27 protein-coding genes and 1 pseudogene are annotated in these 24,694 nt (G+C 63.5%); 24 read left to right on the top strand and 4 right to left on the bottom strand.

Going from position 1 to position 24,694, the window contains the following annotated elements; translation table 11 throughout:
• Positions 1–22: 22 nt before the first annotated feature.
• Genes SAZ10_RS15840 through SAZ10_RS15820 form a run of 5 tightly spaced genes read left to right on the top strand, consistent with a single transcriptional unit; the run spans position 23 to position 5,012 of the window.
• Positions 23–1,030 (top strand): ABC transporter permease, encoded by a 1,008-nt coding sequence (locus tag SAZ10_RS15840; protein ID WP_318610274.1) that lies wholly within the window; start codon positions 23–25, stop codon positions 1,028–1,030.
• Complete coding sequence (locus tag SAZ10_RS15835; protein WP_318610273.1) at positions 1,027–2,949, top strand: hypothetical protein; 1,923 nt, start codon at positions 1,027–1,029, stop codon at positions 2,947–2,949. Before SAZ10_RS15840 ends, SAZ10_RS15835 begins: the two co-directional genes overlap by 4 nt.
• On the top strand, positions 2,946–3,221 hold the full coding sequence (locus SAZ10_RS15830) for a Gfo/Idh/MocA family oxidoreductase (protein WP_318610271.1): 276 nt from the start codon (positions 2,946–2,948) through the stop codon (positions 3,219–3,221). Before SAZ10_RS15835 ends, SAZ10_RS15830 begins: the two co-directional genes overlap by 4 nt.
• Complete coding sequence (locus SAZ10_RS15825) at positions 3,188–3,985, top strand: Gfo/Idh/MocA family oxidoreductase (RefSeq protein WP_318610270.1); 798 nt, start codon at positions 3,188–3,190, stop codon at positions 3,983–3,985. Before SAZ10_RS15830 ends, SAZ10_RS15825 begins: the two co-directional genes overlap by 34 nt.
• A gap of 1 nt (position 3,986) precedes the next feature.
• Complete coding sequence (locus SAZ10_RS15820; protein ID WP_318610269.1) at positions 3,987–5,012, top strand: aldo/keto reductase; 1,026 nt, start codon at positions 3,987–3,989, stop codon at positions 5,010–5,012.
• 318 nt (positions 5,013–5,330) lie between these two features.
• Here the strand turns inward: SAZ10_RS15820 and SAZ10_RS15815 are convergent, their stop codons facing one another.
• Positions 5,331–6,038 carry a GntR family transcriptional regulator gene (locus SAZ10_RS15815; RefSeq protein ID WP_318610268.1) on the bottom strand — a complete coding sequence of 236 codons (708 nt, stop codon included), beginning with the start codon at positions 6,036–6,038 and terminating at the stop codon, positions 5,331–5,333.
• 165 nt (positions 6,039–6,203) lie between these two features.
• Here SAZ10_RS15815 and SAZ10_RS15810 point away from each other — a divergent pair, with 165 nt between their 5' ends.
• The 14 genes and pseudogenes from SAZ10_RS15810 to SAZ10_RS33610 all read left to right on the top strand — a co-directional run.
• On the top strand, positions 6,204–7,715 hold the full coding sequence (locus SAZ10_RS15810; protein WP_318610266.1) for an aldehyde dehydrogenase family protein: 1,512 nt from the start codon (positions 6,204–6,206) through the stop codon (positions 7,713–7,715).
• On the top strand, positions 7,708–8,532 hold the full coding sequence (locus tag SAZ10_RS15805; protein ID WP_318610265.1) for an ABC transporter ATP-binding protein: 825 nt from the start codon (positions 7,708–7,710) through the stop codon (positions 8,530–8,532). The genes SAZ10_RS15810 and SAZ10_RS15805 overlap by 8 nt, the downstream gene beginning before the upstream one ends.
• The gene (locus SAZ10_RS15800) at positions 8,525–9,352 is read left to right on the top strand and encodes an ABC transporter permease (RefSeq protein WP_318610263.1); all 828 of its coding nucleotides are present in this window, start codon (positions 8,525–8,527) and stop codon (positions 9,350–9,352) included. The genes SAZ10_RS15805 and SAZ10_RS15800 overlap by 8 nt, the downstream gene beginning before the upstream one ends.
• A gap of 31 nt (positions 9,353–9,383) precedes the next feature.
• On the top strand, positions 9,384–10,382 hold the full coding sequence (locus SAZ10_RS15795; protein ID WP_318610261.1) for an ABC transporter substrate-binding protein: 999 nt from the start codon (positions 9,384–9,386) through the stop codon (positions 10,380–10,382).
• 30 nt (positions 10,383–10,412) lie between these two features.
• Positions 10,413–11,339: an ABC transporter substrate-binding protein gene (locus SAZ10_RS15790; protein ID WP_318610259.1), complete on the top strand. Its 927-nt coding sequence runs from the start codon at positions 10,413–10,415 to the stop codon at positions 11,337–11,339.
• On the top strand, positions 11,336–12,496 hold the full coding sequence (locus SAZ10_RS15785) for an FAD-binding oxidoreductase (protein ID WP_318610257.1): 1,161 nt from the start codon (positions 11,336–11,338) through the stop codon (positions 12,494–12,496). Before SAZ10_RS15790 ends, SAZ10_RS15785 begins: the two co-directional genes overlap by 4 nt.
• Positions 12,493–12,738 carry a (2Fe-2S)-binding protein gene (locus SAZ10_RS15780; protein ID WP_318610256.1) on the top strand — a complete coding sequence of 82 codons (246 nt, stop codon included), beginning with the start codon at positions 12,493–12,495 and terminating at the stop codon, positions 12,736–12,738. The genes SAZ10_RS15785 and SAZ10_RS15780 overlap by 4 nt, the downstream gene beginning before the upstream one ends.
• A complete protein-coding gene (locus tag SAZ10_RS15775; RefSeq protein ID WP_318610255.1) occupies positions 12,735–14,165 on the top strand; it encodes an NAD(P)/FAD-dependent oxidoreductase in 1,431 nt (476 codons plus the stop codon). Before SAZ10_RS15780 ends, SAZ10_RS15775 begins: the two co-directional genes overlap by 4 nt.
• Positions 14,162–14,584: a PPC domain-containing DNA-binding protein gene (locus SAZ10_RS15770; RefSeq protein WP_318610254.1), complete on the top strand. Its 423-nt coding sequence runs from the start codon at positions 14,162–14,164 to the stop codon at positions 14,582–14,584. Before SAZ10_RS15775 ends, SAZ10_RS15770 begins: the two co-directional genes overlap by 4 nt.
• A gap of 22 nt (positions 14,585–14,606) precedes the next feature.
• Complete coding sequence (locus SAZ10_RS15765) at positions 14,607–15,179, top strand: ECF transporter S component (protein WP_318610253.1); 573 nt, start codon at positions 14,607–14,609, stop codon at positions 15,177–15,179.
• 2 nt (positions 15,180–15,181) lie between these two features.
• A complete protein-coding gene (locus SAZ10_RS15760) occupies positions 15,182–15,967 on the top strand; it encodes an energy-coupling factor transporter transmembrane component T (protein ID WP_318610252.1) in 786 nt (261 codons plus the stop codon).
• Positions 15,958–16,806 (top strand): ABC transporter ATP-binding protein, encoded by an 849-nt coding sequence (locus tag SAZ10_RS15755; RefSeq protein ID WP_318610250.1) that lies wholly within the window; start codon positions 15,958–15,960, stop codon positions 16,804–16,806. The genes SAZ10_RS15760 and SAZ10_RS15755 overlap by 10 nt, the downstream gene beginning before the upstream one ends.
• Positions 16,800–17,618: an ABC transporter ATP-binding protein gene (locus tag SAZ10_RS15750; protein WP_318610249.1), complete on the top strand. Its 819-nt coding sequence runs from the start codon at positions 16,800–16,802 to the stop codon at positions 17,616–17,618. The genes SAZ10_RS15755 and SAZ10_RS15750 overlap by 7 nt, the downstream gene beginning before the upstream one ends.
• A 1-nt stretch (position 17,619) precedes the next feature.
• Positions 17,620–18,375: pseudogene (locus SAZ10_RS33610) on the top strand (nucleoside hydrolase); the annotation flags it as partial.
• 61 nt (positions 18,376–18,436) lie between these two features.
• Here the strand turns inward: SAZ10_RS33610 and SAZ10_RS15735 are convergent.
• On the bottom strand, positions 18,437–18,562 hold the full coding sequence (locus SAZ10_RS15735; protein ID WP_318610243.1) for a hypothetical protein: 126 nt from the start codon (positions 18,560–18,562) through the stop codon (positions 18,437–18,439).
• 69 nt (positions 18,563–18,631) lie between these two features.
• On the opposite strand from SAZ10_RS15735, the gene SAZ10_RS15730 reads away from it, so the two are divergent.
• The 4 genes from SAZ10_RS15730 (at position 18,632) to SAZ10_RS15715 (ending at position 22,798) form a co-directional block, all read left to right on the top strand.
• On the top strand, positions 18,632–19,411 hold the full coding sequence (locus tag SAZ10_RS15730) for an SDR family oxidoreductase (RefSeq protein ID WP_318610241.1): 780 nt from the start codon (positions 18,632–18,634) through the stop codon (positions 19,409–19,411).
• A gap of 70 nt (positions 19,412–19,481) precedes the next feature.
• Positions 19,482–20,612, top strand: a complete 1,131-nt coding sequence (locus tag SAZ10_RS15725; protein ID WP_318610239.1) for a pyridoxal phosphate-dependent aminotransferase — start codon at positions 19,482–19,484, stop codon at positions 20,610–20,612.
• 9 nt (positions 20,613–20,621) lie between these two features.
• Positions 20,622–21,500 carry an alpha/beta hydrolase gene (locus SAZ10_RS15720; protein ID WP_318610237.1) on the top strand — a complete coding sequence of 293 codons (879 nt, stop codon included), beginning with the start codon at positions 20,622–20,624 and terminating at the stop codon, positions 21,498–21,500.
• 5 nt (positions 21,501–21,505) lie between these two features.
• The gene (locus SAZ10_RS15715; RefSeq protein ID WP_318610236.1) at positions 21,506–22,798 is read left to right on the top strand and encodes a hydantoinase/carbamoylase family amidase; all 1,293 of its coding nucleotides are present in this window, start codon (positions 21,506–21,508) and stop codon (positions 22,796–22,798) included.
• Positions 22,799–23,311: 513 nt separating this feature from the next.
• Here SAZ10_RS15715 and SAZ10_RS15710 read toward each other — a convergent pair.
• Complete coding sequence (locus SAZ10_RS15710) at positions 23,312–23,734, bottom strand: hypothetical protein (RefSeq protein WP_318610234.1); 423 nt, start codon at positions 23,732–23,734, stop codon at positions 23,312–23,314.
• 67 nt (positions 23,735–23,801) lie between these two features.
• Between SAZ10_RS15710 and SAZ10_RS15705 the strand changes: the two genes are divergently transcribed.
• Positions 23,802–24,035, top strand: a complete 234-nt coding sequence (locus SAZ10_RS15705; RefSeq protein WP_318610232.1) for a hypothetical protein — start codon at positions 23,802–23,804, stop codon at positions 24,033–24,035.
• A gap of 116 nt (positions 24,036–24,151) precedes the next feature.
• Here the strand turns inward: SAZ10_RS15705 and SAZ10_RS15700 are convergent, their stop codons facing one another.
• A complete protein-coding gene (locus tag SAZ10_RS15700; protein WP_318610230.1) occupies positions 24,152–24,466 on the bottom strand; it encodes a hypothetical protein in 315 nt (104 codons plus the stop codon).
• Between the last annotated feature and the right edge of the window lie 228 nt (positions 24,467–24,694).

Below are 24,694 nucleotides of genomic sequence, written 5' to 3'. Positions count from 1 at the left end.
AGTAATCCAAGGAACCGCCGCCATGAGCGCCAGCCCCGCAGACAATCTGACCCGCGCCCGGATCTTCGCCCTGATGGGCAAGCTCGCGCCGCTGATCTTCCTCGCGATCCTCGTGATCATCTTCGCGGGCCTTCAGCCGCGCTTCCTGATGCCGCTTAATCTGTTCAACATCCTGCGGCAGGTCTCGATCTACGGGATCATAGCGGTCGGGATGACCTTCGTAATTCTGATCCGGGGCATCGATCTTTCCGTGGGTTCGCTGGTCGCCATGACGGGGCTTTTCGCTGCCGTGATCGCCCATGGCGGCACTGACGGCTGGCTGGCGCTTTCCTTCGACGGGAGTGGCCTCCACTGGGGGCTGGCGGCTCTGGCGGCGATCCTCGCGGGCACGCTCGCGGGGCTTTTGCAGGGGATGGCGGTCGCCTGGCTCTCGGTTCCGGCTTTCATTGTGACTTTGGGCGGTATGACCGTCTTTCGCGGCATCGCGCTGACGATCGGCAATGGCGGGCCGATCTCGGGCTTCGACGAGGCTTTCGGCTGGTGGGGACGCGGCATGATCGGCCCGGTGCCGGTGCCGGTCCTGATCTTTGCCGCCGTCGCGGTTACGGCCTGGCTGGTCCTCACTCAGACCCGCTTCGGACGCGCGGTCTATGCAGTTGGCTCGAACCCGGATGCGGCACGGCTTTCGGGGATCAATGTCAGCGGGGTAACCGTGCTGGTCTACGGGCTGATCGGCTTCTGCTCCGGGTTGGGCGGCTTCGTCCTCGCATCGCGGCTGAACTCGGCCGAGTCGGTGGCCGGCACCGGCTATGAGCTGACCGCCATCGCGGCGGTGGTGATCGGCGGCACCAGTCTTTATGGCGGTACCGGCGGCGTGGCAGGCACGGTGATCGGCGCGCTTCTGACCGGCGTTCTGCTCAACGGTCTCGTGATCCTCAATGTCTCACCCTATACCCAGCAGATCCTGGTCGGTCTGATTATCGTGGCAGCGGTCGCTTTCGACCATTTCATCAAGAGGCGAAGCCGATGAGCCGTGCCGTCCTTCTGACCGGAACCCCCCGTGGCGAAAGCCCGACCCGCCTGCTGCAGGCCGGCAGACTGGAGGCGACCTTCGATGCCGGCGCCCTGCACTGGATACGCTTCAACGGGGTCGAGATCCTGCGCGCGTTGATGTTCCTTGTCCGCACCCCTGGCTGGGGCACGCCCGCGCCGGTGATCACCGGGCTCGAGATCGGCGAGGACGCCACGAGCTTTTCCGTCGCCTATGAGGCGCATTACGGCGTTCCCGGGCAGGGCGTCCGGGTGGGTATCCGCCTGAGCGGCGAGGCTTCTGGCAGGCTCAGGGCCGAAGCCGATATTCGCGCCGAGGCGGCGTTCGACACCAATCGCACCGGCTTCGTGGTCCTGCATCCGCTGGATGGGTTTGCGGGGACCGAAGTCACGGTGGACCACGCGTCCGCGCCACAGCGCGACCTCGTGATCCCGGCGCAAATCTCGCCCGGCCAGCCGGTCAAGGATATACGCGCGATCACCCATAGCCCGGTACCAGGCCTGACGGTCGAGACCCGGTTCGAGGGCGATGTTTTCGAGATGGAGGATCATCGCAACTGGTCCGATGCCTCGTTCAAGACTTATAGCCGGCCGATCGGCCTGCCCTATCCCTACAAGCTTGGGCCCGACGCTCCGGTCGCTCAGGCGGTGACGATCACGCTGACTGATCAAGGGAGCGAAGGTCCGGTGGTTTCCGCTGTCACGGTGCCGAAGACCGCAGGCCAGCTTTTGCCGGATTATGCGCTGCCGATCGACCGGCTGGCGGATACCAGGGTGGCGCTCGCCTGGCCAGAGGCCCTTGGCGCGCTGGCGCCCAGTTGGATACTCCTGCGGCACGACGGATGGCTGGAAGCCCCCGACGCGGATCTGTCGCCGCTTGCGGAACTGATCGCCCTGACCGGAGCGAAACTCGAAGTTCAGGCCATCCTCGCCGGAGCCACGGATGCGGCTGCCGAGGCTGAACTCGCCGCGTTGGCTGCACGGTTCGAGGCGGCGGGCATCTTCCCCGCTCGCATAGGCGCTTTCGCAAAGATCGACGAGCAGAGCTTCCAACCTGGCGAGGCGCGGCCGCCACACCCGTCGGAGGCCGCCGTCTCCGCCAGCCTGGCAAGACATTTCCAAGCAGCGGACCGAATCGGCGGTTCGCCCGCCTTCTTCACGGAATTCAACCGCAAGCGCCCCGATCCGGCGCTCTGGCAAGGCTTGAGTTTCGCCACCACACCGGTGGTCCATGCCGCCGATGACGCCTCGGTGATGGAGTCGCTGCAATCCCTGCCGCATATCCTCTCATCGGCGCAGGCACTGGCTGGTGGTCTACCGCTTCTCATCGGCCCCACAGGGATCGGCGCGCGGATCAACCCCTATGGCCCAGGTCCTTCGGTCAATGATCCCGAGGCCCGTGAGGGGATGGCTGCGCGCGACCCGCGCCAGCGCGGACTGTTCGCGGCGGCCTGGACCATTGGCTATCTGACCCGGATCGCACCTTTCGCGCCGGTGCGCTTTGCCTTTGGCGGCCCGGCCGGGGCTTTCGGCCTGATCTCGACCCGTCAGGACTACGCGCGTCCCTTCTGGGACGACCAGCCTGAGGGCGCGCTTTATCCGCTCTACCATGTGGCACGCATCCTGGCCCGCGCTGCGGGCGGCGAGGTGATGGAGGCCCGGACCGAGGGCGGGATCGCGCGGCTAATCTGGCGCAAGGGCGGCAGGCGCCACGCGCTGCTCGCCAATCTGACGTCCGAGGCGCTGGCTCTTCCCGCCACGGGTCTGGCCGTGCCGGAGGTCTTGCTCCTCGATGCCGCGAGCCTCGCGGACAATGGCTGGGCCGGCGCACAGACTTTGCCCGGCGCGCTCGACGCCTACGCCGTGCTGCATCTCGAAGAACAAGAGGCAAAGCGATGAGCCGTCCGCTCAAGGGTCTTTTGATCGGTGCCGGCTTTTTCTCGCGTAACCATCTTCACGCATGGACCGAGGTCGAGGGCGCGGAAATCGCCGCGATCTGTGATCGCGATCTGGACCGTGCCGAGGCGGCGGCGAAGGAGTTCGGCATCGCGGAATGGTATGACGATGCGTCAGTGCTGAACTCGGGCCCTTCGATTTCGTTGACATCTGTACCACGATGGAGACGCATGAAGCGCTCGTGGGCCTCGCTGTCGAAGCCGGCGTGCCGGTGATCGTGCAAAAGCCCTTCGCCCCCGACATCGTCACCTGCCTTCGCATCGAGGCGAAAGCGCGCAAGGCCGGTCTGCCGGTCACGCTGCACGAAAATTTCCGCTTCCAGAAGATCTTTCGCCGGCTCCGAGAGATCCTCGATTCCCGTCAGATCGGCGAGGTGACCTTTGGCCGGCTGAGCTGGCGCAACGACATCGACGTCTATACGAACCAGCCTTACCTACTGAAGACCCAGCGCTTCATGATCATGGATGTCGGCATCCACATGCTCGACTTGGCGCGCTTCCTCCTGGGCGACGCGCATTCGGTAAGTTGCTTCAGCCAGTCGGTCAGGGAAGGCCTGGCGGGCGAGGATGCTGCTACGATGCTCTTGCGTCACGACAATGACGCCGTCTCAGTGGTGGATGTCAGTTATGCCGCCCACAAGAATCCCAATCCCTTCCCGCAGACGCTCGGGGAGATCGAGGGCAGGCTCGGCACGGTGCAGATCCTAGAGGGCCAGATCCTGCGCATTCATACCGCCAACGGACAGCGCGACGAAGTGATCCATGACGATGGGCGGGCCTGGACCTCGGCGCCCTGGACGCAGATACAGGATTCGGTGCCGCGTACGCAGCAGCATTTTATCGATGCCCTGCGTCAGGGCAGGGAATTCGAAACCTCGGCCCGCGACAGTCTGAAAACCTATGCGCTCGCCGAGGCCGCATATCGTTCGGCATCCTCAGGTCAGCTGATAAGAACCGCCGATCTTTTGAAGGAAGCCTGAGATGACGCCGCAAGACCGCCGCCCGGTCGGAAAGACCGATCTTCAGATTCCGGTTCTGGGCCTTGGCACCTGCCCGCTGGGAGGCGTCTATGCCGCCATCGGCGAGGCTGAGGCCCGCGCCACCTATCAGGCGGCCTGGGACACGGGCCTGCGCCTCTATGACACTGCGCCCTGGTACGGGCTCGGCCAGGCAGAGCACCGCACGGGGCGCGCGCTCCATGATCGCCCGCGCGGTGATTACGCGCTCACCACGAAGGTCGGCCGTGTGCTGCGCGCACCGCGCGATCGCGCGGGGTTCGTGCCCCCGACATGGCAGGCTCCGCTTGCCTTCGAACCTCATCATATCTTCACCTATGATGCCGTGATGCGCTCTTATGAAGACAGTCTCCAACGCCTCGGTATCAACCAGGTCGATGCGCTCTATATCCATGATCTCGACAGCGGCTATTTCCGTACACCCGAGGCGCTCGACGAAAAGCTGCGCGAACTGGATCAGGGCGGCGGCTACCGCGCGCTCGACGAGCTTAAGCGCACAGGCGAGGTCAAGGCCATCGGGGCTGGGATCAACGAGCGCGGCATGATCCGGCGTTTCCTCGAGGCGGCGGATCTAGACGTCTTCCTCGTCGCCTCGCGCTATACGCTGCTCGAACATGCGATCTACTCCGACGAGATTCGCGCTGCCGGCAAACGCGGCGCTTCGGTCGTCGTTGGCGGCGCCTTCAATTCCGGAATCCTCGCCACCGGTATTATCGAGGGGGCAAAATACGAATACAGTGCCGCGCCGGCCGAAATCGTCGAGCGGGTGCGCAGGCTGGCGGCTGTGGCTGCGGCGCATGGCGTGGCGCTCGCGGCGGCGGCACTACAGTTCCCGCTGGCTGCGCCCGAGGTCTGCTCCGTGATATTTGGCGCCGTGACGCCGGCGGAGGTGCAGCAGAACATCGCCCATTTCAGTACAGCGATCTCGGCCGATTTCTGGTCGGACCTGCGCGGCGAAGGGCTTGTCGATCCTGAGGTGCCGCTGCCTTGACAGAGCGGCGACAGATCCTGGCCGGTAGCGTAAGAGCCGCTAAACGTATGGCATATGCTCGTTTGCTTTAACGTGCGTGGGCCCGGTGGCAATTGGTCGTCCTGCTTGCCGGTTTCGTTCCGCTTTCGGTGTCGCCGATGATCCGGCGTACGGTGTCCCCGGCGACGCATGGCGCTGCGTGCAGCTACCCTGCACGGGAGGAACTTGCCGGGATTTCAGAAGCCGAGTTGCAATCTTTTCGCGGCCAACTCACAGATGTTCCAAGCAAGCTGACTTGAAACGACAGCGCCCCGTTGGCGGGTGGGCCGAGCGATGCTGCTAGAAGCGCAAGCTGCGTGATAGTGCCAGCGAATCCTCCGCCAACACGCGCACATGGTTTCGCATCGCCTGCGATGCCGCGGCCCCATCACGCGCGATTAGTGCCTCGAACACTGCCTCATGCTCCCGCAACGCAGCCTCAGTCCGCCCCGGGCGGAGCGTGATGAAGCGGCGATAAGGCGACAGGCGCTTGTTGAGATGCTCGATCTGCTCGAGCAGAATCGCGTTATGGGCGGCCTTGTGGACGGCGGAATGAAAATCGCCGTTGGTCTTGTAGTAGGCGTCCGGGTCGAAGGACGAAGCCGTTTCCTGGCAGGCCTGATGAGCGGCAGACAGCAGCGCTCTGTCATCGGCGTTCATGCGCTCACATGCCAACCGCGCCGCAACACCTTCCATTTCGGCCACCACCTCGAACAAGTCCATGACCTCGCCCACCGTCGGCTGCGCCACGATCGCGCCGATCCTCGGCTGGAAATCGACCAGCCCCTTGGCAGCCAGCGCCCGCAAGGCCTCGCGGATCGGCGTGCGCGAGACGGAGTACTGGTTGCTTAGCGCGATTTCATCGAGCTTCTCGCCGGGGGCGAGTCGTCCTTCGACGATCTGGGTCTCAAGGTCCGCCCCGACGTCGCGGCCAAGCGAGCCGGCCTTCTTGCGCGAGCTATCCGCTCGGGGGCCGGCAATCTGTGCGGCGATCGCTCCGGTCTTCATGGCTCTTCACTCCTGAGATCGGCATCTTTTTAGGCTTGCCAGCCTTCGGCAAAATGGCTAGCGTGCCGTGTATACACGATGCATGCATAGATTATGACGAAGATCATAATGACGTGCAATCCCTGTATTTGTCACGCCGAAAGGCGCTGGTTGAGGTCGAGGTGAATGGCGTTCGTCGCGTCCCTATCTCTAGGAGCTGCTCAGAATTTTCCGCTCCACGTTGGAGGTGCCTGGCGCGATGGCTCGGGCGGCCGCCGGGATGTGCTCAGCCCGGCCACAGGGAAAGTGATCGAAACCGTCGCCGATGCGACAGCCGAGGACGTGGACCGTGCCTGTAGGGGGGCGGCTGAAGCGTTGCCTGGTTGGGCGGCGACGGACGGCGCCGAGCGGGCGCGCCTCCTTCGGCGGCTAGCAGACATCATAGCATCGCGCATTCAGGAGCTGGCCGCGCTCGAGTCGCGCATCACTGGGCGACCGATCCGCGAGATGCGTGCCCAGATGACCCGCATTCCCGAGTGGCTGGAATACTTCGCGGGCATCGTTCTGGGCCTCGAAGGCGAGGCCAATCGCGTGAAGGGAGGTTTCCTCACCTACACTCAGTACAGGCCCTATGGTGTCTGTGCCCTGCTGACTCCGTGGAACCACCCTGTCCTCATACTGGTCAAGAAGCTGGCGGCGGCCCTAGCTGCCGGGAACACCGTGGTGATCAAGCCCTCGGAGCTAGCGCCCGTCTCGCCGCTGATCATAGCCGAATGGGCCGTTGAAGCAGGCATTCCCGCTGGCGTAGTCAACGTCGTTACGGGAGCTGCAGAGGCGGGGGCGGCGCTGGTCGCCAATCCGCACGTAGCGCGCATCGACCTGACCGGCGGGACGGGAACGGGCCGGCGTGTCGCGGCGGCTGCTGCCGACCGGCTGGTTCCGTGCACGCTGGAACTCGGCGGCAAGACGCCGGTGCTCGTCTTCGAGGATGCCGAACAGGGCGAGGCGGTGGCGGGAGCTCTATTTTCGGCCTTCGTAGCGGCGGGGCAGACCTGCGTCTCCGGCGCGCGCTTCCTCGTGCAGCGTTCGGTCTACGACCGTTTCCTGGATGAGTTCGCCCGGCGTGTCGGCCAGTTACGACTCGGTGATCCCGCCGACATGGCGACGGATGTCGGTCCGGTGATCTCAGGGGCGTCGCGCGATCGCTGCATGAGCTTTATTGAAGAAGCGCGGACCGATGGCGCGCCCCTTGTCGCTGGCGGGAAGCTGCCCACGCTCGCCGATGAGCTGAGCGGCGGCTTTTTCGTGCCGCCCACCGTATTCGCCGATGTCTCTCCGGGGATGCGCCTGTTCCGCGATGAGGTCTTCGGTCCGGTGGTGGGCGTCACGCCGTTCGCCGACGAGCATGAGGCGGTCTCGCTCGCTAATGATAGTCCCTTCGCACTCGGCGCTTCGATCTGGACACGCGATGTCTTGCGAGGTCATCGCGTTGCCGGGCAGCTACGGGCGGGCGTCACCTGGATCAACGATCATCACAAGAACGATCCGCGTTCGATCTGGGGTGGTTTTGCAGCCAGCGGTTACGGCAAGGAGAACGGCTGGGACGCGCTGAAGAGCTACATGACAAAGGGCAGCGTCGTCGTCCGCACGCAGGAGCGGTTCGACGACTGGTTTGCAGGAGGTCAGCGTTATGGTTGACGCTGGACTTGCGAAGGATGCGCCGGCCACCGCTGAGAGGAGCAGCTTCTTGTCGGTCGCTGAGCTGTCGTTGGTCTACGGGGCCAAGGGCGACACGCCCGTCCGAGCGCTGAGCGACATCAATCTGGCCATCGACGAAGGCAGTTTCGTGTCGCTGATCGGGCCGTCGGGATGTGGCAAGAGCACGCTGCTGCGCATCATCGGCGACCTGCTTGCGCCGACGGGCGGTTCGGTCGAGATCGGCGGACGCGTGCCGCGGCTGGCGCGGCTGAACCGGGAGATCGGTTTCGTCTTCCAGGAGGCCGCCTTGCTCGAATGGAGGAACATTCGCGACAACATCGCCCTGCCGCTTGAACTGCGCGGCGTCGGGCGGGTCGAGAGGGAACGCAAAGCCGACGAACTGATCCGTCTGGTCGGACTGGAAGGCTTCCACAGTGCCTGGCCGCGCCAGCTCTCAGGTGGCATGCGCCAGCGCGCTGCGATCGCGCGCGCGCTGTCCACCGACCCACGCATCCTGCTTCTCGACGAACCCTTCGGAGCGCTCGACCAGATCACCCGCGACCGGCTGAACATGGAGCTGGCGCGCATTCACGAAATCACAGGGATCACGGTCGTGCTCGTCACGCATTCGATCCGGGAAGCGGTGCTCCTCTCAGATAGCATCGTCGTAATGACGCCGCGGCCAGGCAAGGTTTCCCGCATCATAGAGGTGGATCTCCCGCGGCCTCGCAGCCTCGGCAGCCGTGATGACGGACGCTTCGACCAGCTCGTCAAGGTCGGCAACCGCGAACTGGAAAAGGGCTACCACGATGTCTAGCCTCGACGCGGCTCGCGCTGCAGACTCCACCGCACTGCGCAAGCTGATAGCGCCTAACGGCGCGTTCGATCAGATCTGGCCTCCAGCCCTTACGTTCGTCGTCGTTGTTGTGGCTTGGCAGGCCCTGATCAGGGCATTCGAGATACCAGTCTACGTGCTACCCGCGCCGGCTGACATCTGGCTGGCCTTCGCGAACAATCCACATACCCTGCTGTCCCATTCCGGTATTACCCTTTTCGAGGCGATTGCCGGCTTTGTCCTGGGCTCTCTGCTGGGCGCCCTTCTCGGCACGCTGTTTGCCTATTCTCCGGTGATCGCGAGGGGTTTCCTGCCCTACATCATCGCCGCCAACACCATACCGGTGGTCGCCGTCGCGCCGATCATCATCATCTGGTTCGGCCATGGTCTCGGCTCGAAGATCGCGGTGACGACCTTCCTGTCCTTTTTCCCGCTAGCGCTGAACATGATGAAGGGCCTGCAGTCCTACGACCGCACGGTAATGGACGTCTTCCACATCGCCGCCGCCACGGGTCCGCAGCGCTTCTTCAAGATGCGGCTGCCGAGTGCGCTGCCCTACGTCTTCGTGGGCTTGAAGTTGAACGTCACCTTCTCGGTCATCGGTGCGATCGTTGCCGAGTTCGTACAGGCCGACAAAGGACTCGGCTTCGTCATCATGACCTCGTACCGCACGCTGGCCATGCCGCGTCTCTGGGCCGCGATGGTCATGTCGGCTCTGATCGGGATCGTGTTCTTCGGGCTGATCGCTCTGATTGAGAGGCTCGTGGTGCCTTGGCACACCTCGATGCACGACCAGAGTTGAGCTGGATACATAAAAAAAGGGGAACAACACCATGAAAGAATTGTTGAAATCATTGCTTGCCGGAACGGCGCTGGTTGCGGGGCTGTCCTTGGCCTCGGCTGAGACGATCCGTCTCGAATGGGTGATGCAGGGCCAATTCGCGGGCCCAATCCTCGCGCTCGAGAAGGGCTACTACAAGGAGGCCGGCGTCGACATCCAGCTGCTACCGGCCGGACCCGACATCAAGCCGTCCGTGACGGTTGCGACCGGTGCCGACACGTTCGGCATCGGACATCCGAACCAGGTCATCTCGGCACGCGCCAACGGCGCCCCGCTGGTGATGGTGAGCCAGCACGGTCAGCGCAGCGCCACCACTTACATTGCCCGCAAGGACAGCGGGATCAGCTCCGTCAAGGACATGCCCGGCCACAGCGTCGGCCTCTGGTTCGGCGGTGACGAACAGGAATTCCTGGCGATGCTGAATCAGGCCGGCATAGACCAGTCGTCGGTCAATATCGTCAGCCAAGGCTACGACATCATCGGCTGGCTGAATAAGGACTACGAGGTGATGCAGGTCGCCATCTACAACGAGCTGCAGCAAGTCTATCGCCAGGGCTACAAGAAGGAAGATCTCGTCTTCCTCGATCCGACCGACGACGCCTCGATCATCAGCGGAGGCCTGTTTACGACGGAAAAGACGATCCAGGAGAATCCGAAGGCCGTACAGGCGGCGGTGGACGCTACCTTGCGCGGCTGGAAGGAGGCGATCGCCGATCCCAAGGCGGCGGCCGAGATCGTGGTCAAGTACAACAGCGAGTTGAAACTCGAGGAGCAGATCGAGCAGATCAAGGCGATGGGCGAGTTGTTCTGTGCCGGGCCAACCTTGCACGGCGAGTTCGGCAAGTCCGAGCTGAAGAACTATCAAGTCGCGCAGAATATCCTGCTCGGAGCCAAGCTGATCGATCAGCCGATCGAGCTGGAGAAGGCCTTCACCAACGAATTCTGGGAGAAGGCGCCAGCCGACTACAAGACGATCAACTGCGGATCGTGACCCTATCCTCCCGACGTAAGCGGAATTGCGATGACCACCGTTCGAATAAGGCTGCTTTGGCACAAGCAGGCACAGTTTGCCGGTTATCTTCTGGCCGAGCAACTCGGGCTGGCGCGTCGACACGGGATCGAGATCGTGTGCGAAGGACTCGATTTCAGCCAGAAGCATGTTGCGGCGGTCCTGTCCGGCGCGACGCAGATGGCCGTGGCCAGCCCGGCGCACATCCTCGAAAGCCGCGATCCGGCTGCCCTGCGCTACGTGCTGGCTATCCAGCAGGAGAGTCCGCTCGTCTATCCGGTGCGTCGCGCGGACGGCATTGAATCGATTCGCGACCTGGCCGGCCGCAAGGTCGGCGTCTGGCCGGGTCATGAAGATCTCGAACTGCGGTGGATGCTGAAGCGCGCCGGGGTTGCTCCAGGTGCGGTGACGCGCGTGGAGCTACCTGACACGGTCGGGCCGTTCCTCGTGGGCGAACTCGCGTCGGCGCAGATGACAAACTATCACGAGCTGCATCAGGTCGAGGAGAGGCTCGGGCCCGACTCGATCAGGATCTTCTCCGGCAAGGACAGCGGCAGCTCGCTCCTGAAGGACGGGCTGGCCGTCTCGGCCCGCTTCGTCGAGGAAAATCCGACGGCTGTGCAGGCAGTCGTAGATGCCGTGCTGGAAGGCTGGTCGATCGCCTTCAAGGAGCCGGATCGGGCGATTGCTGCTTGCCTAGCGGCGCGGCCGGACATTCGCGAGGCCGAGCATCGCGGGCAGCTTGCGGACATCCGTGCCCTTGCCATGACGGGGGCGACGCTCACCCACGGGCTTGGCTATCCCGATCCGCGCCATGTAACGCGAGCGGCGGAAGCGATCGTGGCGGTCGAGGGTCGCACGGTTCCCCATGACGGGATCCTCGACCTGCGATTCTGGCAGGCGGCGCCTGTAGCTTTCCGTTCTAAGGAGTGGAATTGAGCGACGTTCTGCCAAGATCGGCCGATGTGGTCATTGTCGGCGGCGGTATCGTCGGGACGGCGGTTGCACGCCAGCTGGCGTATGACGGACTGTCGACAGTGCTTCTGGAAGGCCAGGCCTTCGGCGGGGCAGTGAGTGGGGCCAGCCTCGCCTGCCTCGGCACGCATATGCACAATCTCCAGGAACTCGATGTTCTGGTCGAAGCCTGCGCGCATTGGCGGGAGCTCTCTGAAAGTCTGGGCGATCCGTTCGAATACAATCACAGCGGACAGCTGCGCTTCATCATGCGCGAGGAAGATGTCGCGGTTGCGCGGCGCTGGATCGATGCCGAGCGTGCCCACGGCCTGCCTCCCGAACTCCTCTCGCCTGAGGCTGTTCGCGAAAGGGAGCCGCTGCTGACCGGGCCAATCGTGGCCGCGAGCTGGTCGCCGGGCGACGCTACGGTCAACCCCTTCCTCGCGGTGCGGGCCCTTCTGGCGGATGGCCGGCGCCACGGGGTCTCGGCCTTTCACTCCACGCCGGTAACCGGGCTGACGATACAGGGCGACCGGGTCACCGGCGTCCAAACGGCGAAGGGGCCGATTGCGGTTGGCAAGATCGTCATTGCGGCCGGTCCTTGGAGCGCCGGGCTTGCGGCGATGGCCGGCGTGAATGTGCCGATCGTGCCTCGCCAGGCACAGTGCCTTGCATCAGTGCGCCAGCCGCCGATCATCAGGACCGTCGTGGGGGCCTGTGAGTCCGCCGGAGGCGTCGAGAGCGGTTATACCCAGATCCAGCAGGCCCGGAGCGGTCAGGTTCTTTTCAACACGGTAGTTGCGCCGGAGGGCACGACGCCTGGTGCCGAGAACCGCATCAACGAGGTGCCGCTGCGCTTCGTGCGCGATTCGATCCAGACGCTGACCACGTTGTTTCCTAGCCTCGCTGATATCCTGATGTTGCGCTCCTGGGTGCGCTTCGAGGGCGTGACACCCGACGATCGCTTCCTTGCCGGCAAGCTCCCCCCGGAGGGGCTCTACATCGCCGCAGGCGATAACGGCACCGGCTTCTGCCGCGCGCCGTACCTCGGGCGGCTGATCAGCAGGCTGGTACGGGGCGTAGCCGCCGCGCCCTCAGACGCACTCTACGATCCGGCGCGTTTCGCGGGAGTTTCGGCATGAGCCGGTTCGTAAAAGTGCTTGTCAATGGCGAGATCGTCATGGCGCAAGCCGGCGTTTCTCTGGGCAGCGTTTTACACGGGCGAAGCCCGGCCCTGAGGCACAGTCCCGTCGAGCTGCAGCCGCGCGGCCTCTATTGCGGCATGGGCGTCTGTTTCGAATGCCTGGTCATGGTGGATGGACGTCCCGAGCGGGCCTGCATCACGCCGGTGCGCGAGGGCATGGCCGTGGAGGTCCAGCCGTGAAGGCGGCGCTCCTCTCATGCGACGTTCTGGTGGTTGGCGCTGGTCCGGCAGGATTGGCCGCGGCGGCGGCGGCACGTGAATGCGGCGCCGATGTGATCTGCGTCGATCTGTTCACTCAGGCGGGCGGCCAGTATTCGATGCGACCGGTCGTGGCAGGCGGTCCGTTCGATCATTCGCTCCAGGTCGCGGACGGCAGGACTGCTGAAGCGCGCTGCCGCGAGCTTGGCGTGCGCTTTCTTTTCGACACCGAAATCTTCTGGGCCGAACCGGGGTTCTCGGTCTTCGCCCGCCAGGGTCCGGACTCGGTTACGATTCGTGCCTCCGCGATGGTGGTCGCCAGCGGAGCCATGGAACGGGCAATCCCGTTCAACGGCTGGACGCTGCCGGGGGTGATCACCGCCGGTGCGGCTCAGCGGCTCATCAAGGCGAACCGCGCGTCGCCGGGCAAAAACGTTGTGCTGGCCGGTACCGGTCCCTTCCTGCTCGCGGTCGCCGATACATTCGCCAAGGCCGGCAAGCATCTGCGCGCCTATGTCGAGATGCAGAGGCCCGCGCTCTCGCTCTTTTCGCCCTTCCTCCACCATCCGGCCAGGTTCGGCGAGGCCGTGGGCCTGCTCCAGAGCCTGCGCAGAACGCGTCCGGCGATCCACATGGGCCACATGGTAACCGAGGCGCTGGGCGACGGCCGGCTCGAGGCGGTGCGCGTCGCGGCAATCGGCAGGAACGGCCTGCCTGAGAAGGACAAATCCTTTCTGATCGAGAACATCGACAGCCTCTGCATCGGCTATGGCTTCCGGCCGGTGATCGACATCACCAGCCTGCTGCACGCTGCGCACCACTTCGACAGCAGCCTTGGCGGCTGGTATTGCGCGGCCGATCCGGCGACCCAGCAGACGGATGTTCCCCGCCTTTACGCTGCCGGCGAGACGACCGGGATCGGCGGTTCTGTGCCGGCGCGTCTGAGTGGCCGGCTTGCCGGCCTCGACGCGGCGCGCGCTGTCGGAAACACGGTGTCCGTACCTAGCATGGATGGGACCCGACGGGCACTCGCGCGGGCTCGCGATTTCGCGGCGTCTCTGGCGAAGCTCTTCCCCTTTCCGGGACATCTCATCGAACGGCTTTCCCCAGAGGAGAAGGTCTGCCGCTGCGAGGACGTGTCGCGTGCACAGGTCGAAGCGGCGGTGGGCGAGGGGGCCGCGGACCTCTTCTCCGTGAAGATGTGGACACGCGCCGGGATGGGGCCTTGTCAAGGCCGCATCTGCGGCTCGGCGCTGGGCGATCTGGTCGCCGGCCGGCTCGGCATTGCAGCAGAAGCGGCCGGATACAACAGGCCACATATGCCGCTTCGGCCAGTGCCGCTGAACATTGCGGAGGCTGCACTAGCACTGGCCGGCGAACCAAAAGAGTCGACAGGAACTCCAGCATGACAACGGCGATATCAAGCGCGGCACGGTTCTATGCACTGCGGCTGGAGCCCGGCACGGATGTGCTGAAGTCTGTCCAGCAGTTCGTGGCCGACAACGATCTGAAGGCCGTGGCGATCGTCACCGTCGTCGGTAGCCTGACCGACGCGGTCATCCGCTACGCAAACCAGCCGCATGGGACGACCAGCCGGGGCCATTTCGAGATCGTCTCGATGGTGGGCACAGTCGAGCCAACCGGCGCTCATGTGCACCTGTCGCTCTCCGACGGCACCGGCGCAATGTTCGGCGGCCACATGCTGCCTGGCTGCCTGGTCTACACAACCGCAGAGATTGTGCTCGCCCACCTGGAGGACTTCGAGTTTGCGCGGGTTGCTTGCCCGAAGTCCGGTTACGACGAGCTGATGATCCGTATGAACGGATAGTTGAGGGAAAAGGGGAACTCACATGAAATTCGATACGCGTACATTGGTGCTGATGGCGATTGCGATCGTCATCAATGTCGTCGTCGGGCAACTCGCCGTCTGGGTGAAGCTGCCGCTCTATATCGATGCGGTCGGCACAGTTCTGGTGGCCATCCTTGCTGGGCCTCTCGCTGGGGCTGTCACCGGCGTTCTTACCAACCTGATCTGGGGTCTGGTGTCCGACCCGGTCGCGGCGGCATTCTTCCCGGTGTCGCTGGTTGTGGGCCTCGTGGCCGGCCTGATGGCGAGACTTGGCTGGTTCAGGACGCTCGGTAAGACCGCGGTCTCCGGCGTCGTGGTGGGCGTTATCAGCACGATCGTTGCGGTTCCAATCATCGTTTACATGTTTGGTGGCGTGACCGGTGCGGGCACCGACTTCGCCACCGCCTATTTCGTCGCCGTTGGACAGGAGCTCATCAAGTCCGTGGCAGTCGCCAACCTGGCGACCAATCTGATCGACAAGATCCTCACCTGCGCTATCGCCTGGATCATCGCCAGCCGCATGCCCGGCCGCTTCACGGCGAGCTTCCCCTTCTACCAGAAGGCGAACGCCTGATCATGATTGGCCAGGGAGGTCCGAACTCCGGCAGAACGCTGCTCTTCGTACCGGGGCGCAGCGTCCTTCACCGGATCAATCCGCTTACCAAGCTCGTCGGACTTCTCTGGCTGGCGGCAACCACCTTCATGCTGCCCCCGGCCGGAATGGCTGCGGTCGCTCTAGCGGCCATTATCTTCGGCGTCCTTGCTGGCGCCGGAGCCACCTTCGTCAAGCGTCTGATCCTTACGCTGCTGCCGCTCACCATCGCGCTGTTCGTCGTGCACGGCGTTCTCATCGACCGAGGGGACATGGTCGACCACGGGCTCATTTCCGTCAGTCCCGAGGGCCTGAAATACATGTTCGGCATAGTTGTGCGTGTGGCGGCCCTGCTCACCGTCTCTCTCTTGTTTGTCACGACCACGCATCCGGCCATCCTGCTCAAGGCCCTCGACAGCCATGGCATCTCGCCGGGTATTGCTTACCTCATCGCCAGCCCGCTGCTCCTGCTCGAGCCATTCTCTGTGCGAGCCCGGGCGATCCGCGACGCCCAGCAGGCGCGGGGGCTCGATCTTAATGGACGCTGGGTAGCAAGGGCCAAGGCGTTTCCGGCCCTGCTGATCCCGCTCGTGACGCTGGCCCTTTCCGACCTCGACCAGCGTGCTTCGGTTCTCGACGGCCGCGCCTTCCGTGCCAGGCCGTTCCGCACCGTCCTCGACGCGCCGCTCGATCGGCCCTGGGAGACCTGGGCGCGCCGACTGCTTCTTGTCGCCATTCCCGTACAGATCGGAGTCGTCCTATGGCTCTGATCGACATCAAGAATCTCACCTTCGGCTATGGCGCCAAGGGGCCGGCCGTGCTCAAGGGGCTGAACCTTTCGATCGAGAGCGGCGAGCGTCTAGCCATCCTCGGCGGCAACGGTTCGGGCAAGACGACTCTTGCGCACTGGATTGCCGGATGGCTGCCGCGCCCCGCCATGGAGGCTTCGCAAGGCGAGGTGCTCGCCAGGGGCAAGGCCTGGCCCGAATGGAATGCGCTCGACCGCGCTGCGACCGTCCAGTTCGTCGGGCAGATCCCGATGCAACAGCTCTCAGGATTTGCCTTCACTGTCTATGACGAGATCGTCTTCGGACCGGGCAATCTCGGTTTGTCGGCCGATGAGATCCGGACGCGTGCGGACTGGGCGATCGACATCTGCAATCTCAGGCACTTGGTCTATCGTGATCCCTTCACACTCTCCGGCGGCGAGCAGCAGCGGCTCTCCATCGCCGCGGCTCTGGTCATGAATCCGAAGGCGCTGGTGCTTGACGAACCGACCGGCAACTTCGACCCGGAATCGCGCGACAATCTTCTAGAGCAGATCAAGGGGCTGCCGCGCGACCTAACGATCATCCTGTTCGACATGGCTCTGAAGCCGGCGCTCGCGGTCGCTGAGCGCTTCGTGCTGCTCGACGACGGCGGCATCGTAGCCGACGGCCTGCCGGAGGAAGTGATCCAGCATCCGGCGGCGATTGACATGTTTGGCCTTCCGGCGGTCACGGAAGCGGCGCTGCTTATCCGCGAGTCTGGCAAGTTCCCGGGCAAGGCCCGTCTGCCGCTGACCTTCGACCAAGCCGTTCGCCTCTTCGGGGGAGTGCCCGCATGCTGAAGGCCGAAGGGGTTGCCTACCATTATCCCGGCGGAGCGGATGTGCTCAGCGAGGTCTCGTTCTCGGCGTCGGCAGGCGAAGTTCTTGCTCTGGTCGGCCGCAATGGAGCCGGGAAGAGCACCTTGCTGCGACTTCTCAACGGCCTGCGCAAACCAACGCGCGGATCGATCGTCGTAGACGGCATGAACACGACCGATACGCCTGTCCACCTCATCTCGCGCGTCATTGGTACCGTCTTCCAGGCACCGGAGCAGCAGATCTTTAACGCCACCGTGCACGACGAGGTGATGTTCGGGCCGCGGAACCTGCCGATCTCGGCGGAGGAGCGTGATCGAAGGGTACATGAGGCGCTGGCGCGGACAAAACTTGCCGAGTTCGCGAAGCACCACCCGCTTGATCTGGACCAGGCTCGGCGCCGTTTCGTCGCCCTGGCCTCGGTGCTTGCGACGGGACCCTCGGCCCTACTGCTAGATGAACCTCAAAGGGGACTCGATGCGCGTAGCCGGTCGCTGCTCGAAACGATCATTCGACAGGAACAGCAGGCCGGCCGCTGCATCATCATCGTGTGCCATGACATGGAGTTCGTCGCGCGTCTGGCGACGCGCGTGATCGCCCTATCCGAGGGCAGACTGTCGGCCGACATGGCACCGCTGCAGTTTTTCACGAATCCGGCGCTCACTGCCGCGGCGAGCGTCGAGGCGCCGGACATCGTCCGGCTTTCGCAGGCACTGCTGCTTCCTCCCAGCCTCACACCCGCCGCCTTCGCGGAGGCCTGGCTCGCCGACAGGCAGGAAACATCAACACAGGTTTGAAATGCGACTGATCATCGACACCGACACAGCCGGCGACGACGCCTTCTCAATTCTATTGGCATTGAAGACGTCGGGCGTCACCCTGGAGGCCATCACCGTTTGCAACGGCAATGTCGACTTCGGCCAGCAGATCGAGAACGCGCTTTACACTCTGGAGGTCGCTGGATTCTCCGGCAAGGTTCCGGTCTATCCCGGGTGTCCGCTGCCGATGCTGCGAAAGCCGGTGGATGCCACTGAGTTCTTCGGCGCCGACGGCATGAGCGGAGCCAATTTCCCGAAGGCAGCCCAACGACCGGAAAGCAAGCACGCCGTCGACGCGATCATCGACCTGGTCATGTCCAATCCCGGCGAGATGGACATCATAGCGCAGGCGCCGCTGACCAACATCGCGACGGCCTATGTCAAGGAGCCGAGGATCGTGCAGGCGGTCCGCCACCTTTGGATCATGGGCGGGACCGACAATGCGCTCGGCAACACTACCCCCGCGTCGGAATTCAACTTCTACGTCGATCCGGAGGCGGCCAAGATGGTGATCAACGCTGGCTTCCGCACGACTTTGTCGACTTGGACGCTGACCATGAACTCCGGCGTCCTGCCGAGAGCGGCCCTTGAGCACATCGAGGCCATGGATACGCCGTTGTCGCGCTTCTTCATGAGAGTGAGCCAAGCGCCGTTCGAGCGCACGAGGGTGCGCTACGGCAGTCCGCTCAGCACGCATCCCGACTCGCTCACCTGCGCCTGCGCCATCGATGAGAGCCTCATCCTCGAGGCGGCCGACTGTCTGGTCGATGTGGAGACCGGCAGCGAACTGACCCGGCCTATTCCAGCGTCTGCGTGCCCCTCACCGAGGAGGAGGCAAAGGTCGACAAATTGTGGCCGGCCGGGAAGCCGAACTGCCGCGTCATTCGCAAGGCCAACACCGATCGCTTCGCCGAGATGCTCATCGCCGCGCTCCACGCGTGAACCGCCTAATGCGCTTTCACACCGAAAAAAGATCCTACCAGGAGAATGCAATGAACCTCGAACTGAAAGGCAAGACGGCCCTGATCACGGGAGCCTCGAAGGGGATCGGCCTTTCGCTCGCCTACGTGCTGGCCAAGGAAGGCTGCAACCTTCATCTAGCCGCACGCAATGGCGCGGCGATGGAAGCCGCCAAGAATGAGATCGAGGCCGAGCACGGGGTCAAGGTCACCGTGCATGCGCTCGACCTGTCGAGCACCGAGGCCATGGAAAAGCTCGCGATCGACGCCGGAGACATCGACATCCTGGTCAACAATGCCGGTGATATCCCGGCGGGCTCGCTGGAGATCGTCGATGACGCCGCGTGGCGCAATGGCTTCGATCTCAAAGTCTTCGGCTACATCACCCTGGCGCGGGCCTTCTACAAGAAGATGAAGGGCAAGGACGGCGTTATCCTGAACGTCATCGGCAATTCCGGAGAGAATTGGGATGCGAGCTATATTGCCGGTAGTACCGGTAATGCGGCGCTGATGTCCTTCACCAAGGCGCTTGGCGGAGCCAGCCTAAACGACGGCATCCGGGTCGTTGGGGTCAATCCCGGCCCAGTGGCGACCGACCGCATGCTGAAAATCATGAAGCGCAAGGCGATCGACATGCTGGGCGACGAGAGCCGCTGGGAAGAGCTCTTCGACAAATATCCCGGCAAGCGGCCCGCCACGGCGGAGGAGGTGGCGGACCTTTGCGCGTTCCTGTCGTCGCCGCGCGCAGGGTACATCACCGGCACCATCGTCACCATCGATGGCGGCATCGCCTCCAGGGGCTCGGTGATCTGAAACGACAATCCCGGGTTGCGCTGAGCTTCAGCAGCGCCCCTCCTGCCAGGAAATGAAGGACTGACGAGCGATGAGCGGCTTCAGCACACGCAACAAATATTTTGATGAACTCTTCGCCACTGAAGGCCTTCTGTGGATGGGGCAGAACACGAACCACATCCCGCCGCATCCGGCCGTGAAGGCGGCAATGCTGGCCTCGATCGAGGCTGCCGAGTTCAACGCCTACGCACCGCCGCTCGGTTTTGAGGCGCTGCGTGAGGCGATCGTTGCCGACCTTGGGGTCGCTAACGTCGAAGCGGTGGTCACGGAAGGCGGCGTCAATGCGCTGGCGACGATCTGCAGGGCGCGTTGCCGCCCGGGAACCACCCTGGTGACGACCGACCCGACCTGGAAATGGCCTTGCCTGTTCGCCAGGCAGCAGGGCGCGGAGGTCATCGAGATCCCGATCTACGATCCGGCGACCAACTACAAGCTGACGCCGCAGGCGCTGGAGGCAGCGGTCGATGAACGGACCGCGATCATCTATATCGTTGATCCGAACAATCCGCTCGGCATCTGCTACAGCCGCGCTGAGATCGAGGCGTTTTCCGAAATCGCGCGCCGGAACAACGCACTTCTTGTTCACGACTGCACCTATCGCGATTTTGCCACGGAGCATCATCCGGCGCTCAAGGTCTCGACCGAGAACACCGTCGTTTCGATGAGTTTCTCGAAATGGCTGGGCCTGGCCGGTCTGCGCGTCGGCGCGTTCGTCGCCGTGCCCGACCTCGCCGCCGAAATCTCCTCGTGGTCAACCGGCGTCCTCGGAGGCAGCGTGATCTCGCAGCGCGCGGCGCTCGCCGGACTTTCCGTCAAGCCCGGCTGGATGCAGGAGGTGCGGCGCATCAACCGCGAAAACCAGGAAGCGATCAGGACGGCGACGGAGAAGCAGGGGTTCGCTCTGCCAGTCTTCCCGTCGCAAGGAAACTTCCTTGTCATCGAAACGATACAGGCCGGAATCCGCCCTGAAGCGCTCGTCGCCGCGGCTAAGCGGCAGGGCATAATGATCCGGCAGGGCACCTACCACACCGAACGCTTCGGCGAACGGTTCATCAAAGTCAGTACCTCGGTTCCGGCCGCGTGGGTGGAGGCATTCTGCGAGAAATTGCCTTCCCTGGTGGAGGACGCCCGCAAGCTGAACGACGTGGAAGCGCAGTTCTAGGAGGTTTCCATGCGGATCATGACGAAGGACTGCGTCGGCCTCCATGTCGAGGAGGCAGGCGAAGGCCTACCGATCCTCTTCATCCATGAATTCGGCGGCAATCACGAAAGCTGGGAACCGCAGATGCGCTTCTTCGCGCGCCGGTACCGCTGCATCAGCTACGCCGCACGCGGCTATCCGCCGTCGGATGTGCCGGAATCGATCGACGCCTACTCGCAGCAGATCGCCGTCGAGGACGCCATCGGGGTCCTTGACGCGCTGAACATCGAAAAGGCGCATGTCGTGGGCCTGTCGATGGGCGGATTCGCAACCGTCCATTTCGGCCTCGAGGCACCCGAACGGGCTTTGTCCCTGACCGTGGCAGGGGCCGGCTACGGATGCGAGAAGGAGTTTGAGGACTATTTCCGCAACGTGTCTCTGGAAGTAGCGGACAATTTCGAAAGGATAGGTGCCAGGGAATTCTCGAAGATCTACTCACTCGGTGCAAGCCGCGTACAGTTTCAGAACAAGGACCCACGCGGCTGGCAGGAATTCGCCGACCGTCTCGCCACCCATTCGGGCAAGGGCGCGGCGATGACCATGCGCGGCGTGCAGGCGCGGCGGCCCTCCTTCTACGATCTCGAGACGCGGCTGAAGGCGATGAAGGTGCCGACGCTGGTGGTGGTGGGCGACGAGGACGATCACTGCCTGCAGCCCGGCATCTTCCTTAAGAAGACGCTTCCCGCCTGCGGCCTGTCAGTGTTTCCGAAGAGCGGCCACACGCTCAACCTCGAGGAGCCCACGGCGTTCAACAGCCTGCTGGCGGAATTCTTTGCTCAGGTAGAGGCCGGCAAGTGGGGCGAACGCGATCCGCGCGCCCTGCCGGGTCAGATCATGCGGACCAAGTAGCCGCCATGGCCGCGATACCGACCATCGATTCGGAGCGCCTATGGGCGCGGCTCATGCGGCTTGCTGAGATCGGCGCGACGCCGGATGGCGGTGTCGACCGGCAAGCGTTGAGCGACGGCGAGGCGCTCGCCTGGAGGCAGATGATCACCTGGGGGGAGGAGGCTGGCCTCTCGGCCTCCACTGACCCGGTGGCCAACCTATTCCTGACGCTGCCGGGCGAGGATCCTTCGCTGCCGCCGCTCGTGATCGGCAGTCATCTCGACACGCAGCCAACCGGCGGCAAGTTCGACGGTGCTTTCGGTGTGGTCGCCGCCCTGGAAGTTGTTAGCGCATTCGCCGGGGCCGGAGTTACCGGGCAACGAGACATCGTGGTCGTCGCCTGGATGAATGAGGAAGGTTCGCGCTTCGCGCCTGGCATGATGGGTTCGGAAGCTTTCACTGGGAAACGCACGGTGGAGCAGGTGGGCGCTGTTATCGATGCCGACGGATTTTCGGTCGGAGCCGAGATCGACAGATTGCATGGCCGCTTCCCGAACGTGCCTCGGCGCCCGCTCGGCTTTCCCGTATTCGCCTATATCGAGCCCCACATCGAACAGAACGTCCTCTTGGAAAAAGCGGGGAAGGTCATCGGTGTCGTCTCCGGCATTCAGGGCAAGAAGACGTTCGAGATAGAGATCCTGGGTGACAAAGGGCATGCCGGGACGCTTCCGATGTCCGAGCGTCGCGATACGGTTGCCGCCTTCGCGCGGGTGGCCGCCAAGCTCTATGATGCCATTCCCAGCCACGCTGGCGGCGGCAAAGGCGAAACGGGCGGAAAGAAAAGCGATCCGGATCCTGACGTACGCTTCACCATCGGCCGCGTCGAGGTCTTCCCCAATGCGCCCTCCGTCGTGGCCGATCGCGTGAGATTTCGGATCGACCTGCGGCACCCCGACAACGAGGTGCTCGAGGCGCTTGGTGACCTGGTCGGCACCATCTGCTCAACCAACGCCGCCCCATGCGACGCGAAGGTCGTGCAACTGGTTTCGGCTCCGTCAAACACCTTCGATCTGAAGCTGCGGGACATGATCGCCGCCGCTGCCGAGGCGCGTGGCTATCCGAGCATGCCTCTGCTCTCTTTCGCCGGACACGACGCTCGCCAGTTCGCATCTGTTGCGCCAAGCGCTATGATTTTTATTCCCTGTCACGAGGGCATAAGCCACTCTGCCAAGGAATCGGCCGAGCCGGCCCATGTCGGCGCGGGAGCGCAGGTCCTCTGCGATGTCATATGGGGCCTGGCGTGCAGGGGCCGGACCTGACATCGAGGAGCATCGCAAGCGGAAGGGCGACCCAAACGTCGATGGCGGCCCGCGGCTGCCGATCATGGCCGGCTAGCGACAAGAGGCCTGCGACGCAGTTATCGCCTGTGCGCGCCCGAGCAAAAGTACGGACGTTCTCACGATCCCCGCCGTTTTCTCCTCGCGATTGGGCATACTCTTTGTGCCTCTTTGGCTATCCGCGCCCGATCCGATGCAAACGTAGGTGGTGCCGTATGTGAACCGGACCTCAGGGCCGTTCCGTTGTTGCTCCAATGGACTGCCAAAGAGGACCCGCTGCAATTGCCCTGGATCACTGCCCGGATCGACCGTCAACGACACGAAGAGGGCAATCTCGTCGGCGATATTTGGCGAGGCCTGTGCCGTCGAAGAATACGCGATGAGGCTTGTTCGAACGCAGGGTTCGACGGGGTTATTCGCTGGATGGAAAGGGGACGTCACCGCCGCGCTCAAGGCGGCTTTGATCAAGTCGGCGCGACGGACTGCTCCGCACCATCAATGCGCAGTAGTGACGACAACGCAGCGTCCGATAGACCCGCTCCCGAAAATTTGCACCAAGACCAGAGCACCGCCTCTTATCACGTCTAGCGCAGCTTGAGGGGATATGCGCCCGTTCGCGAGCATCTGCTCCATAATTGCGCGGTTCTTCGCACTGGCGAAGAAGCTATCGCTTTCGTCGCCTGGATCGCGCAGGCCGAAGCGATGAAAATTCGCTCGATCCTGTCGAATGATCTGCCACGGCTGAGTCAGGCGGTCTCCGCTAGAATTGAACAGATCATTGTTGCTGATGTAGGCGACATAGCTCTCGATCAAGTGGTTGTCGTGCGTCGATCGCATCATTGATTGGGCAGACACGCCGTATATAGGCTGCATCGCCAGACACAGGACCAGCGTGCTGAATAGGCGTCTCGACTTCATAGCTGCACCCCCGTTGCTACCGTCGTGAGCGGGAGAGTTAGCAACTGCAGGTTGGAAAGAGCTTAAAATGGCTGGTTACGGAACGGTAACGGCTTTGCGGACCGGCTTGCGGCCGATGGCCGCCCAGCAGTCCGACGCATCCAATTTTGTCGAGAACGCCTTGCCGGTTTCGACGCTGATCGAGGGCATCCTTGCCCCCGCTGCTAACTCCAGACAACCCCTCGCAATCCTGGCGCATGACCTTGGTGGCCATTGGCACCGGCGGGCGCGGATAGCCTCGAGCGACGAAGCGTCCGAATAGGCCAGACAGCGCGACTTTGACTTCGCTTGCTTGTCCGAGCGGCTCCTTGAGTATGAACGGCGTTCCAACGCCGGTCGGAGCCAGCAATGCGTCGAGAATGGAACATGCGCCGGAGGCTACGCCAGGGTCTGCAGCACCTCCCGAATGCCAGCATCCTCGATGTAAGAGACTTCGAGGTCGACGGTGGTGCCGGCGACGGGACTCGCGGCTGCCGGTTCAAGGTGCGAAGGAAAGTCCTCGCCATAGCGCCAGCGCCCGATGACTGCAGGCGCGCCAAATGTCCTTGTAGATGTTGCAGCAGAGCGCTTATTGGCCCCAACGTCGTAGTCGAGCGGCGCGTCCGCGTTAATGTCGAAGTCGATGCCATCGAGGTAGTATTCAAAGCCTCTGTCAATTTCCTCTTTGATGGCCTTGGGTCGCCCTCCGCCCAAACAGCTACGACCATTTCCGCAAGGTGCCGGCCAGGATCTGCAGCGTCGCCGCCTCAACCCTTTTTCGAGGAGGGTGGGTAGGGGAGTAAGCGTCTGACAAGAAGTTCTGTTGGGGTGTCTGTTGCGTCTAAATTCCCGAACGAAACGTCCAATCATGTCCTCTATTCCGAACGGAAGAATGTTCCTAGGCTTCAGGGCAAGAAGCTTCCGGCTTCATCCACAACACTG

This window comes from Mesorhizobium sp. BAC0120 (genome assembly GCF_033542235.1).
Classification (GTDB): Bacteria; Pseudomonadota; Alphaproteobacteria; order Rhizobiales; family Rhizobiaceae; genus JAWRCU01.
This window is presented reverse-complemented; position numbering and strand designations above follow the sequence as displayed.

Bases quoted from the DNA above. Each gene is read 5' to 3' on its own strand.
- SAZ10_RS15840 (WP_318610274.1), top strand. From the start codon at position 23: ATGAGCGCCAGCCCCGCAGACAATCTGACCCGCGCCCGGATCTTCGCC.
- SAZ10_RS15835 (WP_318610273.1), top strand. From the start codon at position 1,027: ATGAGCCGTGCCGTCCTTCTGACCGGAACCCCCCGTGGCGAAAGCCCG.
- SAZ10_RS15830 (WP_318610271.1), top strand. From the start codon at position 2,946: ATGAGCCGTCCGCTCAAGGGTCTTTTGATCGGTGCCGGCTTTTTCTCG.
- SAZ10_RS15820 (WP_318610269.1), top strand. From the start codon at position 3,987: ATGACGCCGCAAGACCGCCGCCCGGTCGGAAAGACCGATCTTCAGATT.
- SAZ10_RS15815 (WP_318610268.1), bottom strand. From the start codon at position 6,038: ATGAAGACCGGAGCGATCGCCGCACAGATTGCCGGCCCCCGAGCGGAT.
- SAZ10_RS15810 (WP_318610266.1), top strand. From the start codon at position 6,204: ATGGCGTTCGTCGCGTCCCTATCTCTAGGAGCTGCTCAGAATTTTCCG.
- SAZ10_RS15805 (WP_318610265.1), top strand. From the start codon at position 7,708: ATGGTTGACGCTGGACTTGCGAAGGATGCGCCGGCCACCGCTGAGAGG.
- SAZ10_RS15800 (WP_318610263.1), top strand. From the start codon at position 8,525: ATGTCTAGCCTCGACGCGGCTCGCGCTGCAGACTCCACCGCACTGCGC.
- SAZ10_RS15795 (WP_318610261.1), top strand. From the start codon at position 9,384: ATGAAAGAATTGTTGAAATCATTGCTTGCCGGAACGGCGCTGGTTGCG.
- SAZ10_RS15790 (WP_318610259.1), top strand. From the start codon at position 10,413: ATGACCACCGTTCGAATAAGGCTGCTTTGGCACAAGCAGGCACAGTTT.
- SAZ10_RS15780 (WP_318610256.1), top strand. From the start codon at position 12,493: ATGAGCCGGTTCGTAAAAGTGCTTGTCAATGGCGAGATCGTCATGGCG.
- SAZ10_RS15770 (WP_318610254.1), top strand. From the start codon at position 14,162: ATGACAACGGCGATATCAAGCGCGGCACGGTTCTATGCACTGCGGCTG.
- SAZ10_RS15765 (WP_318610253.1), top strand. From the start codon at position 14,607: ATGAAATTCGATACGCGTACATTGGTGCTGATGGCGATTGCGATCGTC.
- SAZ10_RS15760 (WP_318610252.1), top strand. From the start codon at position 15,182: ATGATTGGCCAGGGAGGTCCGAACTCCGGCAGAACGCTGCTCTTCGTA.
- SAZ10_RS15755 (WP_318610250.1), top strand. From the start codon at position 15,958: ATGGCTCTGATCGACATCAAGAATCTCACCTTCGGCTATGGCGCCAAG.
- SAZ10_RS15750 (WP_318610249.1), top strand. From the start codon at position 16,800: ATGCTGAAGGCCGAAGGGGTTGCCTACCATTATCCCGGCGGAGCGGAT.
- SAZ10_RS15735 (WP_318610243.1), bottom strand. From the start codon at position 18,562: ATGAGCATCTCGGCGAAGCGATCGGTGTTGGCCTTGCGAATGACGCGG.
- SAZ10_RS15730 (WP_318610241.1), top strand. From the start codon at position 18,632: ATGAACCTCGAACTGAAAGGCAAGACGGCCCTGATCACGGGAGCCTCG.
- SAZ10_RS15725 (WP_318610239.1), top strand. From the start codon at position 19,482: ATGAGCGGCTTCAGCACACGCAACAAATATTTTGATGAACTCTTCGCC.
- SAZ10_RS15720 (WP_318610237.1), top strand. From the start codon at position 20,622: ATGCGGATCATGACGAAGGACTGCGTCGGCCTCCATGTCGAGGAGGCA.
- SAZ10_RS15715 (WP_318610236.1), top strand. From the start codon at position 21,506: ATGGCCGCGATACCGACCATCGATTCGGAGCGCCTATGGGCGCGGCTC.
- SAZ10_RS15710 (WP_318610234.1), bottom strand. From the start codon at position 23,734: ATGAAGTCGAGACGCCTATTCAGCACGCTGGTCCTGTGTCTGGCGATG.
- SAZ10_RS15705 (WP_318610232.1), top strand. From the start codon at position 23,802: ATGGCTGGTTACGGAACGGTAACGGCTTTGCGGACCGGCTTGCGGCCG.